This is a genomic window from Arthrobacter oryzae (genome assembly GCF_030718995.1).
Lineage (GTDB): Bacteria > Actinomycetota > Actinomycetes > Actinomycetales > Micrococcaceae > Arthrobacter > Arthrobacter oryzae_C.
Map to the genome: position 1 here is coordinate 2742088 of NZ_CP132204.1, position 13780 is coordinate 2755867.

The 13780-nt window shown below is 66.2% G+C and carries 16 protein-coding genes and 1 pseudogene; 10 read left to right on the forward strand and 7 right to left on the reverse strand.

All coding sequences use genetic code 11. The features are described 5' to 3' along the window. Positions 1-53: 53 nt before the first annotated feature. Complete coding sequence (locus Q8Z05_RS12630) at positions 54-1250, reverse strand: TerC family protein (RefSeq protein WP_305939979.1); 1197 nt, start codon at positions 1248-1250, stop codon at positions 54-56. Positions 1251-1314: 64 nt separating this feature from the next. Beyond that, positions 1315-1656 (reverse strand): DUF6457 domain-containing protein, encoded by a 342-nt coding sequence (locus Q8Z05_RS12635; RefSeq protein ID WP_305939980.1) that lies wholly within the window; start codon positions 1654-1656, stop codon positions 1315-1317. Between the two features lie 89 nt (positions 1657-1745). On the opposite strand from Q8Z05_RS12635, the gene Q8Z05_RS12640 reads away from it, so the two are divergent. From Q8Z05_RS12640 to Q8Z05_RS12650, 3 genes are all read left to right on the forward strand, one after another. Next, the gene (locus Q8Z05_RS12640; RefSeq protein ID WP_305939981.1) at positions 1746-2099 is read left to right on the forward strand and encodes a GNAT family N-acetyltransferase; all 354 of its coding nucleotides are present in this window, start codon (positions 1746-1748) and stop codon (positions 2097-2099) included. A gap of 120 nt (positions 2100-2219) precedes the next feature. After that, entirely contained in the window at positions 2220-3095 is an 876-nt protein-coding gene (locus tag Q8Z05_RS12645) for an alpha/beta hydrolase (RefSeq protein ID WP_305939982.1), read from the forward strand. A gap of 9 nt (positions 3096-3104) precedes the next feature. Next, on the forward strand, positions 3105-3605 hold the full coding sequence (locus tag Q8Z05_RS12650; RefSeq protein ID WP_305939983.1) for a GNAT family N-acetyltransferase: 501 nt from the start codon (positions 3105-3107) through the stop codon (positions 3603-3605). Between the two features lies 1 nt (position 3606). On the opposite strand, the gene Q8Z05_RS12655 is transcribed toward Q8Z05_RS12650, so the two are convergent. Together Q8Z05_RS12655 and Q8Z05_RS12660 are read right to left on the reverse strand one after the other, a co-directional pair. Further along, positions 3607-3897 (reverse strand): helix-turn-helix domain-containing protein, encoded by a 291-nt coding sequence (locus tag Q8Z05_RS12655; protein WP_305939984.1) that lies wholly within the window; start codon positions 3895-3897, stop codon positions 3607-3609. Beyond that, a complete protein-coding gene (locus Q8Z05_RS12660) occupies positions 3897-4397 on the reverse strand; it encodes a DUF2975 domain-containing protein (protein WP_305939985.1) in 501 nt (166 codons plus the stop codon). Before Q8Z05_RS12660 ends, Q8Z05_RS12655 begins: the two co-directional genes overlap by 1 nt. Before the next feature lie 165 nt (positions 4398-4562). Between Q8Z05_RS12660 and Q8Z05_RS12665 the strand changes: the two are divergent. Beyond that, positions 4563-5396, forward strand: a pseudogene (locus Q8Z05_RS12665) (squalene cyclase). Between the two features lie 110 nt (positions 5397-5506). Further along, positions 5507-5842 (forward strand): cupin domain-containing protein, encoded by a 336-nt coding sequence (locus Q8Z05_RS12670; protein ID WP_305939986.1) that lies wholly within the window; start codon positions 5507-5509, stop codon positions 5840-5842. A 65-nt stretch (positions 5843-5907) separates the two neighbouring features. Here the strand turns inward: Q8Z05_RS12670 and Q8Z05_RS12675 are convergent, their stop codons facing one another. Continuing rightward, a complete protein-coding gene (locus Q8Z05_RS12675; protein WP_305939987.1) occupies positions 5908-7380 on the reverse strand; it encodes an HNH endonuclease signature motif containing protein in 1473 nt (490 codons plus the stop codon). Positions 7381-7482: 102 nt separating this feature from the next. On the opposite strand from Q8Z05_RS12675, the gene Q8Z05_RS12680 reads away from it, so the two are divergent. Next, the gene (locus Q8Z05_RS12680) at positions 7483-8232 is read left to right on the forward strand and encodes a phosphotransferase (RefSeq protein ID WP_305939988.1); all 750 of its coding nucleotides are present in this window, start codon (positions 7483-7485) and stop codon (positions 8230-8232) included. Between the two features lie 35 nt (positions 8233-8267). On the opposite strand, the gene Q8Z05_RS12685 is transcribed toward Q8Z05_RS12680, so the two are convergent. Next, positions 8268-8879 (reverse strand): hypothetical protein, encoded by a 612-nt coding sequence (locus Q8Z05_RS12685; RefSeq protein WP_305939989.1) that lies wholly within the window; start codon positions 8877-8879, stop codon positions 8268-8270. Positions 8880-8912: 33 nt separating this feature from the next. Next, positions 8913-9983: a glycerophosphodiester phosphodiesterase family protein gene (locus tag Q8Z05_RS12690; RefSeq protein ID WP_305939990.1), complete on the reverse strand. Its 1071-nt coding sequence runs from the start codon at positions 9981-9983 to the stop codon at positions 8913-8915. A 162-nt stretch (positions 9984-10145) separates the two neighbouring features. On the opposite strand from Q8Z05_RS12690, the gene Q8Z05_RS12695 reads away from it, so the two are divergent. From Q8Z05_RS12695 to Q8Z05_RS12710, 4 genes are all read left to right on the forward strand, one after another. Beyond that, positions 10146-11504: an MFS transporter gene (locus tag Q8Z05_RS12695; RefSeq protein WP_305939991.1), complete on the forward strand. Its 1359-nt coding sequence runs from the start codon at positions 10146-10148 to the stop codon at positions 11502-11504. A gap of 262 nt (positions 11505-11766) precedes the next feature. Continuing rightward, complete coding sequence (locus Q8Z05_RS12700; protein WP_305943557.1) at positions 11767-12318, forward strand: DUF1326 domain-containing protein; 552 nt, start codon at positions 11767-11769, stop codon at positions 12316-12318. 28 nt (positions 12319-12346) lie between these two features. Beyond that, on the forward strand, positions 12347-13180 hold the full coding sequence (locus tag Q8Z05_RS12705; RefSeq protein ID WP_305939992.1) for a DUF2182 domain-containing protein: 834 nt from the start codon (positions 12347-12349) through the stop codon (positions 13178-13180). A gap of 82 nt (positions 13181-13262) precedes the next feature. Beyond that, entirely contained in the window at positions 13263-13700 is a 438-nt protein-coding gene (locus Q8Z05_RS12710) for an ester cyclase (RefSeq protein ID WP_305939993.1), read from the forward strand. The last annotated feature ends 80 nt before the right edge of the window (positions 13701-13780 follow it).

Consider the following 13780-nt stretch of genomic DNA (forward strand, 5'->3'; position numbering starts at 1 on the left):
CGGACCGATGCCCTGCCGGACTCAACCCTCGGACCGCGCTCCGGCCGCCGCTGCTAGGAGCGGCCCTCCCGCTGCAGCGCCGCGTCGTGCTCGGCGTGGGCCTGCTTGAGCAGGTCCATGAACTCGGTCTCGTCGCGGATGAGCCGCTTGTACTTCTCGGGGAGCTTCCTGAGCTCGGCTTCCTCGCGCACCATCTTGTTGAAGATTTCCTCGCGCTCTGCGATGCCCGTCTCGTAGTTCAGGTCCACGTACTCCGTGGCGTGCCGCTTGGCGCCGGAGACCATGTTCTTCGCCTTGCCCTTGGGGCTGTAGATCGAGGCGAGGACCGTGACCACCAGGACGCCGATAATCACGGACAGCGACAGGCCGGTGCTGATCTCGATGACGGTCACGTGTTCGCCGCCGTTGATGAACGGCAGGTTGTTCTCGTGCAGTGCGTGCAGGATGAGCTTCACGCCGATGAAGCCGAGGATCGCGGCCAGGCCGTAGGAGAGGTAGATCAGGCGGTCCAGCAGTTCGTCGATGAGGAAGAACAGTTGGCGCAAGCCCATGAGGGAGAACGCGGTGGCGGTGAAGACGATGAAAACGTTCTGGGTGAGGCCGAAGATGGCGGGGATGGAGTCAAGGGCGAACAGGATGTCGGTTCCGCCGATGGCCACCATCACCAGGAGCATGGGGGTCAGGACGCGTTTGCCGTTTTCCACGGTGAAGAGCTTGTCGCCGTCGTAGTGCTGCGACGCCGGGAGGAACTTCCTGGCGAGCCGGACCACCAGACCTTCGGACTCGTCGTCGTGCGAATTGGGCCGGAGCAGGTTGCCGGCGGTGATCAGCAGGATGAGACCGAAGATGTAGAACACCCAGGCGAAGCTGTTGATCAGTGCAGCGCCGAGGAAGATGAAGCCGGTGCGGGCGATCAGGGAAAAGACGATGCCGAACAGGAGCACTTTTTGCTGGTCGGCGCGCGGAACCTTGAAGCTGGCCATGATGATCAGGAACACGAATAGGTTGTCCACGGACAGGGCCTTTTCGGTGACGTAGCCGGCGAAGTATTCCGTGCCCATGGTGGGGCCGCCGAACACCAGGACGCCGATTCCGAAGACCAGCGCGATTCCCACGTAGATCGCTGACCACGTGGCCGATTCCCTGAGCTTCGGTGAGTGCGCCTTCCGGACGTGGAAAAAGAAGTCGAAGGCCAGCAGGCCCACGATGCCGATGACGGTCAGAATCCATACGTAAAGGGGGACCTGCATGCTGCGTGCCTTCCGGTCGGTGGGTTGCTATCAACCCTACCGGGCGGCGCTTACCGGGTGCCTGCTACTGGGCGGTGTCTGCCCAGCCGGTGCTGGACGGGCCGCCGTCGGCTCCGTCCTCGCACAACCTGAGGGCGACGTCGGCGGCCTGGGCAATTGCTGCGGCGGACGCCTCCTTGGACCCGGCGCTGCCGGTGCCTCCGCTGGTGCCCGCAGCGAGTCCGGCCGCGTAGCCCACCATGAGCGTGGTGATGGGCGCTGCAGCGTGCGTGACCGACCGTGAGGACTCGCCGGCCAGGTCGAGGATGAGTTCCCGGTCAAAATCGAGGTCCAGGAGCTGCAGGGCCTGCGCCAGCCGGTGGCTCCATTGGTCCAGGATCTGTGCTTCGTCTTCGGTGGCGGCCATGTTCTCTCCTAAGTCGTATGTACGGTCAGAAATAACGGCAGATGCCTTGAGGTTAGGCTGTAGCAAGAGCCGCTATCAAGGAGAATCCGATGACTGATGTGACTATCCGCCATAATCCGGAGCGCGAGCGCTTTGAAGTGCTCGTGGCCGGCAATGTGATCGGCAAGGCCGCGTACAAAACGTACGACGCCGGCGACTCGCCGCAGCGGATTTTCTATCACACGGTGATCAACGAGGAATTCGGCGGCCAGGGCCTTGCCGGCAAGCTTGCCACTGCGGCCCTGGACGCGACGGTGGCCGACGGCCTGGCCATTGTGCCGGTGTGCCCGTACATCAAGAAGTTCCTGACCACGCATCCGGAGTACGCCGGCAGCACCGCCGCCATCACGCCGGCCCACCTTGAGTTCCTCAGCGGGGCGCTGGCTGCGCGGGCACGGGCTTAATCCGGGGCGTCATCAGGGCTCGGCTACCAGCCCGGCTGACCGGCCCGGGAAGAAACGAAGAAGCGCGCCGGTTAGCGGGGACCGGCGCGCGCCAGCCAGAAGCGAAAGCTGAGGGATGACATGGCGGACACTGTTGAGGCCGTCCTCCACGACGGCTCGAGCATCACCGTCACCATGCAAGGGGACGGGCCGGCGTTGCTCTTGCCTGTCCGGCTGGAGCCATATCCCCGCGCAGAGGCCGGGACCATCCGCAAATGGGGTGGCGACCCGGACTTGGGGCCCGCCCTGGTCCGAGTGCTGTCCGGGTCAAACAGGGTGATCGCGGCTGACTATGAAGGCCACAGGATGGCCCATCCGGCGGCGGATACGCTCAGCCCGGACAACCTTGCCGCCGATCTCCTGGCCATTGCAGACGCTGCCGGAGCCGACGTCTTCGGCTACTACGGCTACTCCTGGCTGGCGTTGAGCGGCCTTCAGCTCTCACTCCGCACGGACCGTCTCCGTGCCCTGGCCATGGGCGGTTTTCCGCCCGTGGAAGGACCCTACCGGAGCATGCTGGCGGTCACCCGCGCCGCGCACGCCATGTCCGGCCAGGAGCCTGGCCCTTCGGCCGCTCCTGTCGCCGACGCCGAACCCGGGGACTGGGACAGCGTCTCCGTGCAGACAACGGAGGCGCAAACACGCCAGTTCGTCACCCTCTATGAAGCGCTTCAAGGTTTCGACGACGTCACCGCCGCAGTTCCGCGCGGGTTGCCGAGGCTTGCCTTTGCCGGCGCGGACGACCACATTGACTACAGTCCCCAATGGGGCGGAGTCCAAGTGCAGATCGGTGAACCGTTGGCCCGACACCAGGAAGAACTGATCGCCGCCGGGTGGGATGTCCAGGTCCTTCCCGGGCTGGACCACCTCGGGGCCATGCACAGCTCCGTGGCGCTGCCCCTTTTGACCGGCTGGTTGCGGAAGGTCGGCTGGGTGAGGCAACAGGCGGCTGGCTAGGCTGGAAGGATGGATTACCGAATTCGTCGGGCCACTCCCGGGGACGCCGATGCCATAGTGCGCATGCACACCCTGGCCCACGAGGAGTGCTACGCGCACCAGTTGTCGACGGACTTCTTCCGTTTCCGCAGGGCCAGCATTCCCGAGCGTGTTGAACAGCGTCGATCCTTCCTGGCGAGCCCTGACCCGAGGATTGTTGCGCTGGACTCCGGCGATGAAGTGGTGGGATTCGCCGACGCGGGTCCGGGCCTTGAAGCGGACCCGCCCGAACAGTTGGAGCTGTATGCGATCTACACCCTCCGACGCACGTACGGCAGCGGCCTTGGCGCAGCCCTGCTGCATGCCGCCGTCGGCGATTCCCCGGCGTACCTCTGGTTGCTCGAGGACAATCCCCGGGCGCTGGCCTTCTACCTCAAACATGGCTTCCGGCCCGACGGCACACACAAACTGCTTCCGCCTGAATGGGAGGAGCTGCCCGTGATCCGGATGGTCCGGTCAGCCAAGCCGTAGGTTAGTCCGCCCGATTGCCAGGCTCCGCCTGATCACGGAGCCCCGCTGACTCCTCGGGTGCCGCCGTCGCCTCGGGTGCCGCGTCCGCGTCAGGTTCCCAGCGCAGCAGGTCGCCGGGCTGGCAGTCCAGCACCTCGCACAACGCCTCCAGGGTGGTGAAGCGCACCGCCTTGGCCCGGCCGTTCTTGAGCACCGCCAGGTTGGCGGGCGTGATCCCGACCCGGTCCGCCAGCGCGCCGACGGGCATCTTCCGCTTGGCCAGCATCACGTCGATGTCAACGACGATCGGCATCAGATCACCACGTCCAGTTCGTCCTGCAGGTGCCGGGCTTCAGCGTCGCGCGCCACCGCCTGTGCCAGCAGCATGCGCAGTACGACGACGACGAGCGCCACTCCGGCGATCAGCACACCGGCGCCGCCAATGAGCAGGACAACGCCGGGGGCAACGGATTCACCCGGTGCGAGGACGACGCCGAGACCGAAGGTCAGCAGGGAGGCCGCCGCAATGGCGCCGGTCACCACGTCAACGTTACGGAAGGCGGCGTGCGAGAACACTGTTCCCCGCCGCACCATGGTGAGCAGTCGCCAGACACACACCATGGTGACCTGGACGGTGACGATGCCCAGCAGGACGATCACGATGACCGGAACGCTCACGCCGGCTATGCCGGGGCCCATGTCCTCGTTCAGGTCGCGGGCCAGCAGGGGAACCATCACCGCCTGCACAAAAACTGAACCGGCAATGCCCATCGCGAGGACAATGCGCAGCGCGAGGACGGTGAGCTTTCCCATGAGGTCTCCTATGGTGTCGAATAACAGTTAGATACTATCGATAGTCGATAGGTTGAGCAACGTGGTTGGTGCCTCGGACTTTTAGGGTTGGCTCATCCGAACGCTGGCCGTGCCCGATGACCTGGCCCCATGACCTGGCCCGATGGCCGTGGTAGCGTGCCGGGCATGGCCGTGGACCCTTCCCTGCTCAATTGGCTGCTCGACTCAGACCCCGCGCTGCGCTGGCAGGTCGAGCGCGCCACGGACCCGGGGTAGCCATGGACCGCTACGACGTGGACGCTAAACACTCTCCGCGACTGGGGCCTCGATGCGGCTGCCCTCGCGGGAACCGCCGAGCTGCTTGCCGCGAATAGCCGCTGGGAGTACGACGACCTCCCGTTCTGGGGCGGCGAGGTGGACTGCTGCATCAATGGGTACACGCTCGCTAACGGGGCGTGGCTCGGGGCGGACGTCTCCGGAATCGCCCGGTGGTTCCTCGACCACCGCATGGCCGACGGCGGCTGGAACTGCGAGTGGGTGGAAGGCTCCACACGGTCCTCCTTCCATTCCACGCTCAACTCCCTGAAGGGGCTGCAGTACTACGAGGCCGCGACCGGTGGAACCAGCCGGCTGCGCGCTGCCCGCCGGGCCGGTGAGGAGTACCTGCTGCAGCGCCGGTTGCTGCGCCGCCTGTCCACGGACGAGATCGTGGGACCCTGGGTGGCAAGGTTCGCTTACCCGTTCCGATCGTTCTACAGCGTGCTCAACGCGGCGGACTACTTCCGGAAGGCAGCCGCTCACGACGGCGTCGCACCGGATCCGCGGCTGGCCGACGCTATCGAACTGGTACGGGCCGCCCGGCTCCCTGACGGCACGTGGCTGCAGGGGCATCGCCACCCGGGGCGGGTGTGGTTCGAGGTCGACGTTGCGCCGGGCCAGCCGTCCAAGTGGCTGACATTCTTCGGCACACGAGTACTTGAATGGTGGGACGGCGCGAACGGACACGTGAGGCCCCGATAAGCCGCCCGGATCCAAAGGGCCTCAAGTGTCCGTTCGCGCTAAGCCCATCCCGAGGGATGCAGGACCACCGGCCTATACCGCATGAAGGCCCTTGTGGGTACCGTGGCCTCATGCAGAAGATATCGATCGAGGCCCTGGCCCGGCAGCAGCTTGCCGCGGCGCTTGCAGCGAGCAACGGGCGTGCTGCGGACACCGTCTATGGCGGGCATGAGAAGGTGCTCCGCCAGACCGTTATGGCGCTCAAAGCCGGCACACAGTTGAGTGAGCACCAGAACCCGGGGGACGCCACGGTCTACGTCCTGCAGGGCAGCCTCCGACTGCGCGCGGGCCAGGAGTCGTGGGAGGGCAAGCCCGGTGACCTGCTGATCGTGCCGGACGGACTGCACAGCCTCGAAGCCGAAGAAGATTCGGCCTTCCTGTTCACCGTGGCGAAGGGCGCGAGGTAGCCGCAGCAGGGCCCAGCGGGAACACGCAGCAGGCAACAGGCGGCAAGCGACTACGTTGTGCCTATCTACGCGGCGAGCCACATTTCCCAGTCGGGCAGCGGGTCAACCAACGCGGGGTCGGGAAGGTATGCGCCAATGTCGGGCGCGTCGGGCGCGTCGGGCGCGTCGGGGGCATCGGGCGTGTCGGCCGGTGGCCAGAGATTGGCGTCCGGCTGCCAGGCGGGCTCCCAGTCTTGCTCTTCGCTGGTGTAGCGGCGTCCTGACGGGGCCATCCAGCCGGGTGGTGCGTCGCGGCTGGCGTCCATCGGCTGCCAGCCGGTGGTGTGCTTGAGCCGGTGATGCTTCCGGCAGGGCTGGCTGAGGTTGGAGACACCAGTGGTGCCGCCCTCGTGCCACGCCAAAGCATGATCCGCCTCGTTGTCGAGGGACTGGTTGTTACAGCCGGGAAACGGGCACTTGCCGTCGCGGAGGCGCAGCCATTGGCGCAAGGCGTTTGGGACGCGGTAGCTGGATCGTCCGATCTCCAGCGGGGCGCCCGTGGCAGGGTCGGTCAGGACACGTTGGAACGAGGACGCGCCGTCCGCGACGAGCTGCCTGGCCATGCTGGGCGGGATCGGTCCGTAGCCGTCCAGCATCGCCGGCTCTTCGGTGGCGCCCAAGAGCGATAACGCCGGCACGGTCACGAGGACCTGCGCCTTCGGCGATGGCACACCCTCTGCGACGCCGGCGATGAGCCAACTTGCGGCGGTGTCGGCCCGGAGCTGGGAGAGGTTCCGGGATTCGTCGGGGCCCTGGAGGTCCCTGGCCGCCGCCGTGGCACGGTTCCAGATGGACGCGGCAGTGTCGGCGGGCAAGTAGGCAGCGAGCCACGCCATGCCGTCGCGGTCCGGGGTGAACTCGAGCCGCCGGTCCCGGGCGCTGGCCCGGTGGCGACTTTCGATGCTCGCGGAGTGATGACGCTCCCGCCAAGTGCGTGCCTTGGCGCGGAAACGGGAGGGCACGAGCTCCCCGGCAGGGCAGCCCCGGGCAGGGTTCTCGGCGTCCGGGTCCAGAAAGTGCGCTTCCAGTCCCGCGGTGGACGCCCGGTCCAGGCCGGAGGTCTCGTCCACGAGGATCCGGGCGTGCTGCCACGAGATGGTCCCCGCCTGGAGGGAGGCGAGTGTCAGGGGCAGTGCTGTGGTGAGTTGCCGCGCCTCCTGCAGGAATGCGCCCGCGGTCCGTTCGCTGACGGTCAGGACGCAGGCCACTTCGGCCACCAGGGCCATATCCGTGGCGCACCGCTCCTGCGGGGAGGCCGACGGGGATTCCATCGCCTTGGTGGCTTCGACAAACGTTGCTGCCAGTTGAACCTTGAGGGCTGCGCTCGCGGCTTCCAACCGGCTCGCTATGGTGAGCCCGTCGAGGCAGTCATCGGCCATTTGTCGCAAGTGATCCGAAGGTGCGATTCCGGCAGGGAGCGCACCCTTAATGAGGCCGGACAGCGCAGCGACGGACGCCGCGACGGCGTCCAATGCGTCAGCTACTGCGGTGCTTTCCATACTCAAAGTTTGGTGGGAGGGTCTGACATTTAACGGACGACGCCGTCAAGGAGCTACGCATGAGTGGAGGGTCATGAGCCAATCAACGAGTAACCTGCTGGAATGACTGGGGAAGAGCAGGAACTGACGGGCGGAAATGCCTCAGACAGTGTTGTGCGCGTGGGCGATACTGTCCGCAAGCCGTGGCTGGCTAATTCATCCATGGTTCAGGGCTATCTCAGTATCCTCCGGTCCTCGGGACTGGATGTTCCGCAGCCCCTGGGCAGGGACGGAGAAGGCAGGAACATCGTTGAATATGTGGAAGGCATTCCTGCCATTGACCAGTTGCCGCTGAGCCAGGATGACCTGCAGCGGGTCGGGCAAATGATTCGGCAAATCCATGACGCCAGCGAAAAGGTTGAGATACCCGGCCGGGACCAGTGGAATATGCTGTTGCCGGCCGACAACCCGGACCTGATGTGCCACAACGACCTTGCCCCATGGAACCTCATCATCGGAGAGCGTTGGGTATTCATCGATTGGGACGGAGCAGGTCCGAGTACTCGGCTATGGGATTTGGCCTACGCCGCGCAGTCGTTTGGGTTGCTTTTCGACGGTCAACCCGTTCACGACGCCGCTAACAAGTTGCGCGCCTTCGTTAGCGGATACGACGCTGACAATGAATTGCGCAGGGCGCTGCCCTCCGCCATGGGGAAGCGAACAGCGGCGATGTACGAACTGCTAAGGTCCGCCAACGAAAGCGGATTCCAGCCATGGTCGGACATGTACCTGAACGGCCACGGCGAGCACTGGCGCGCCGCTGCCACTTACGTCCGCCGACATCAGAAAGTCTGGGAACAGGCCCTCTCCTGACAAGCCCTGCCGGCCACTGAAGCCGGAAAAGGGGCTTAGCCGGCCTCGTACGGAGTGCGGAAGAGCGTGATTCCCCATTCAGGGTTGTGCAGCGCGATCCCCGTGTCCTTCTCCACGAACTGAAGCGGCGCCTGAAGATACTGTGTCATCCGCTGCTGTTCCTGGTCCCACGGGAACTCGCACGTTCCCGCGGAACTCTCCATGGTCCCCGGAACAGGCGTGATGGTTTGGCCGGTAATGCCGACCCTCACCGCATAGGAAGCGCACGGAATCCGGACTGTCATCAACGGACTGCCGCCTATGGAACTGAACCTTATGGCGTAGTCGCCTGAGCTCAGTCCCTCACCAGCAGGTACGCCGGCCGGGACCATGGAACCGGACGTGAAGTACTGGCACACCAGCTGTCCATTGGCCGCGGCGGCCTGCAACCCCGGGTCCAAGCAGTCGTCCAGATCTTGGCCGGCGGGAGCCGGGGGAACGGAAGGAACCGGAGCGGGAGTCATGCCCGGGGACAGCCCGGCAGTCGACGCCGCACCCGGCTGTGGAGACGAGCCACATCCTGCGGCGAAGACGACGACGGCGAGGCACGCCACCGCCAGCGTCGCGGTGCGCAGTCGATGATGAGCGGTTCCCCCGGACGCGGCCATGGTCCGAACACTACGTGGCGGCCCCACAAACCGCTACACCGCTGCTGCGTACGCCTTCGGCAGCTTCAGGCCGCGCTGTTCCATGAGCGTGCGGAGGCGGGTGGGGTAGTCCGTGATGATGCCGTCCACGCCGAGGTCCATCAGGCGCGCCATGTCCGCAGGCGTGTTGACGGTCCACGGGACGACGGGCAGGCCGAGTTCGTGGGCTTCGGCGATCATCTGCGGGGTGACGGAGCGGAACGTGGGGGAGATGACGCTGTATCCCTGGGCTGCCGCTGCCTTTGCGAGCGAGCCGCCGAAGTCATCAATGTCGATGCCGCCAAGCTGCGGGGAGGCGCCGGGCTGGCCAACCTGCAGCCACGCGTCGCCGCTGGAGAGGGCAACAAGGGGGAGCTGCGGGGCGATCTTCCTGGTCAGGTTGAGCGAGGACCAGTCGAACGACTGCACGGTGCTGCGCTCGGACATGCCGGCCTTGTAGATCTCGATGACCACGGCCTTGGTGAGCGCTTCCATCCCCGGCCCGGCCACCATGCTGGACTCCACCTTGGTCTCCACGTTGAAGCGGACCTTCTTGGCGTCGGCGTCGTGGACCAGTTGGAACACGTCCTTGAGTTCGGCGATGCGGTTGCCCTCGATGACCTGCTGCTCCGGGTAGCCGGTCAGCTGGGTGTAGCCGCAGTTGAGGGTCTTGACCTGGGCCAGGGACAGCTCGGCCACCCGGTCCCCGACGTACGGGAATTCGGCGTCGCCCGGGGTGGCCGGTGCGGTGTCCGCGCACTTGGCCGCCTGGATGGCGTCGTCGTGCCAGACGATCACCTTGCCGTCCTCGGTCAGGTGCGTGTCCAGTTCAAGGGTGCTGACGCCCAGCGTGATCGAGTTTGCAAAGGCGCCCAGGGATTCCTCGGTCCACTCGCCGCGGCCGCCGCGGTGGGACTGGAGATCGAACGAGCCGTTGCGCTCGTTGGTCTTCGGAGCAGTGTTCGACGACGGCGTGTTCGACGGCGGCATGCCGGCACCGGCGTCCTCGGCAGGGGCGGCGACGGCGGGGGTCGCCAGGGCGGCGATCAGCGCGGCGGCGGCCGCGGCAGTCAGGATGGTGCGCATGGGGATGGTTCCTCCTGTGTAGGACACGTGCCGGCTGGGCCGGCGGACCCGTCCACGTTAATCACACCAAATGGATTTTGACCGGCGGGAAGTTGACCTGTGGGTGAACACGGCCTGCGTAACGTAGTTCGTCCGGACGCCCATGTGGGACAGACTGTTTCCGTGAGCAACAAACCCCGGACAGCCCTCGCCGTTGCCGGCCTCAGCCTGGGCACGTCGCTGAACCCGCTGAATTCGTCCATGATTGCGGTGGCCCTGGTGGTGCTGCGCGCGGACTTCGGGCTCGACGTCGCCACCGTCACCTGGGTTATCACCGCTTTCTACCTCACCTCGGCGGCCGGCCAGCCGCTGATGGGCAAGCTGGCAGACCGCTTCGGACCGCGGCGGCTGTTCAGCTTCGGGATGGTGCTCGTCGCGGTGACCTGCGCACTGGCTCCGTTCGCCCCGAACTTCGCCCTGCTCTGCGCGGCCCGGGCGCTGATGGCCCTCGGCACGGCCACCGCGTACCCGAGTGCCGTCGTCATTGTGGGGGCGCTGGACCGGACGGCGAAGGTGAAGTCCACGCGGCCGCTCGGCCGGATCCAGATGGCCAACACGTCCGCGGCCGCAGTTGGTCCCGTGGTGGGCGGGCTGCTGGTGAGCCTGGTCGGCTGGCAGGCGCTTTTCCTGGTCAACGTGCCGTTGGCGGTCGCGGCCCTCCTCATCGTCCGGAAGTACGCCCCGGCGGACGAGGACCGGGAACGCGGGAGCGCCTCGGAACTGCTGCGCGACTCGGACATCCCCGGCATCCTGGGCTTCGTCGGCTCCCTGACGTTGATCATGATGGCGCTGCTGAACGTGCTGCCCGGCGCGCGCTGGTGGCTGCTGGCCGGCGGCACGGTGCTGGCTGCGCTGTTCGTCTGGCGTGAATTGAAGTTCAGCCCGCCCTTCCTGGACCTGAGGCTGCTTGGCAGGAACCGGCCGCTGATGCTGGTCTACCTGGGCTTTGCAGTGTTCAACGGCATCTACTATTTCGCGTTTTTCGGCCTGCCCCAGCTGCTGCAGGAAGCGGCAGGCTACGATCCCGGCGTCGTGGGCCTGCTCATGCTGCCGCTGGCAGCAATGTCCGTGATCGCGACGCCGTTCGCGGTCCGCGCGATCGAACGGTTCCGGGTGCGGCGGGTGCTGATCGCCGGGGTGCTGTTCCTGGTGGCGGCCGCGGGAGCGATGTGGCTGTTGACCGCCTCTTTCGCCATCCCGCTGGTGCTGCTGCTCACTGCGCTGATGGGCATCCCCTGGAGCGTGGTGAGCATCGCCTCCAGCCAGGGCATGTACGTCTCCACGCAGCCGCAGGAGCGCGGGGTGGCTGCGGGTATCTTCCAGACGTGCCGGTACCTGGGCGCCATCATGGCCACGGTGATGATCGGCATCTTCTACGGCACCGGCGTCAACCAGGAAAACTGGGGCCTCATGGTGCTCACCATGCTGGTGCTCGGTGCGGTGGCTTTCGGTGTGACGCTGCTCTGGCGGGAGCGGAAATAGGCGGCCCGGAGCACGCCAAACGGGCCCTCCGGACGGCACCATCCGGACCCGGTTTCCTTGTTTTCACGCCATATTGACACGCGGATGGCGCGGGAATACTGTCTGCCTTAACGGGGCTTTCCGCCCCGTTTCCATTATTCTCGGCGCTGACTCTGGGCCGCTTCTGCTTGGCGACGGCGCCAGCGAGGAGGGTCCCATGTCTTGGGAAATTTCGGGAACATACGTTGGCAGCTGCAGTTGCCAGTTGATCTGTCCGTGCCCGGTGGACGGCTTGCCCACCGGACCGGACGGCGAGTGCCGCGGCCTGAACGTCTTTCATATCGCGAGCGGGAAGATGGACGACACGGACCTGTCCGGCGTCGACTTCGCGTTCGCCAACTGGTTCCCCACCCACCTGTCCGCAGGCGGCTGGAAGGTGGGGGCCGTCGTCGACGACGGCGCCTCGGACGCGCAGGTGAGCGCCCTCGGGAGCATCCTTAGGGGTGAGGCCGGCGGGCCGTTCGGCGACTTTGCCGCGCTGTACGGCGAATGGCTGGGACTGGAACGCGCGAATGTCACGTTCTCCGACGGCGAGACGCCGTCCGCCTCGGTGGCGGGCCGTGTGCTTGTTACCTTCGAGTCCCTGCCCGGACCCGACGGCGGCGTGACCACCGTGAAGAACGCGATGTACGGTTTTGCGCCCGAATTCAAGATCGGCAAGGGGCCGGGTCACCCGGATCTTTTTGGCTTGGAATTCGACGGCGTGTACGGCGAGACGTCCGATTTCAGCTTCGCCAGCGAAATGGCGGAGGGCGCCCCCAAGGGCCGCGGCTAAATCCGGCCGTGCGATGTATCACAGGAGGTTGCTGAGGAAGGGCGGTGCGCGGCCGGCCGTGCGCACCGCCGTCGCAGGTTCCGGCGAGATAGAGGCATTGTCCGCGTCCCGGATCGACCCGCGGGAGGCCGGCCTCGTCGCGGTCCTGCTGGTCCTTGCCGCGGTGAGCTGGGTCGTCACCTCAACCCAGCTGGGCGGGATGGACATGGGCCGCTGGACGGACCCGGGGCCGCTGGGGTTCTTCGTCGTCACGTGGGTGGTGATGCTGGCGGCCATGATGTTTCCCTCCGTGGCGCCCATGGTGGTGGCGTACGACCGGATCCAGCAGCACCGGCGCAAGACAGGGCGGTACGCGCCCGCAGGGGCAACCGCCGTCTTCGTGGCCGGGTACCTGGTGTCGTGGACGGCCTTCGGGCTGGTGGCGTACTCGCTGTATATGTCGGTTGCGTCGCTGGCCCCCGGGCTCTTCGGTTCGGACCAGGGCGGCCGCTGGCTGGCGGTAGGCGTCATACTCTTCGCAGCGGTTTACCAGCTGACTCCCGCCAAGAACGTCAGCCTGATGAAATGCCGGACGCCCATGGACTTCATCCTGCACCGCATGCGGCCCGGCTACCGCGGCGCGCTGGTGATGGGCGTGGAGCACGGCGCCTGGTGCGTCGCGTGCTGCTGGGCGCTGATGGTGGCGCTGTTTGCGCTCGGCGTGATGAGTGTCGGCTGGATGGCGCTGATCGGCGCCTTCATCGCAGGGGAGAAGATGCTGCCCTGGAAGCGGCTGGCCAACCGCTCCGTTGCTGTGGCGCTGGCCGTCATTGCGCTGGGCGTGGCCCTCGCGCCCGCGGCGATGGACGGGATGGGGATGTGACATCTCGTTTCCGCCGCGGGCGCTAGCGGCGCATGAACCGGGGGGATTCTGACCGGTCTCACCCAACAAGAAGGAGCGGACAATGTCTGAAGGAACTGGACTCCTCAGGCGGTTTTATGAAGAAGTGCTGGCGGGCGGAAATCTTGCCCTGATCGATGAATTTGTGCTCGACGACATGCATGACCACGAGGACCCCATGCCGGGTCAGCCGCAGGGAAAGGACGGCGTGAAGTTCTACACCAACGCCATCCGGACGGCGTTCCCCGACCTCAGCGTGACGCTCGACCCGGCGATGGCCGACGGCGACCTGGAAGCCTCACGCGCGGTACTGTCCGGCACGCACAAGGGCGAGTTCATGGGGATTCCGGCAAGCGGCAAGAGCGTGCGCTTCAGCAGCGTGGACATCATCCGCATCCAGGACGGGAAGGTGGCAGAGCACTGGGGTTCCTCCGACACGCTCAGCCTGATGCAGCAGATCGGAGCCATGCCGGCTCAGACAACAGGAGCAAGCGCTGGCTGAAATCGCGAACGCCGGCTGACGTCAGGTTCCCGCCGAAAGAGTTTCCCGCCGCCGCTCCTAGCCGACGGCGGGAGGCACCA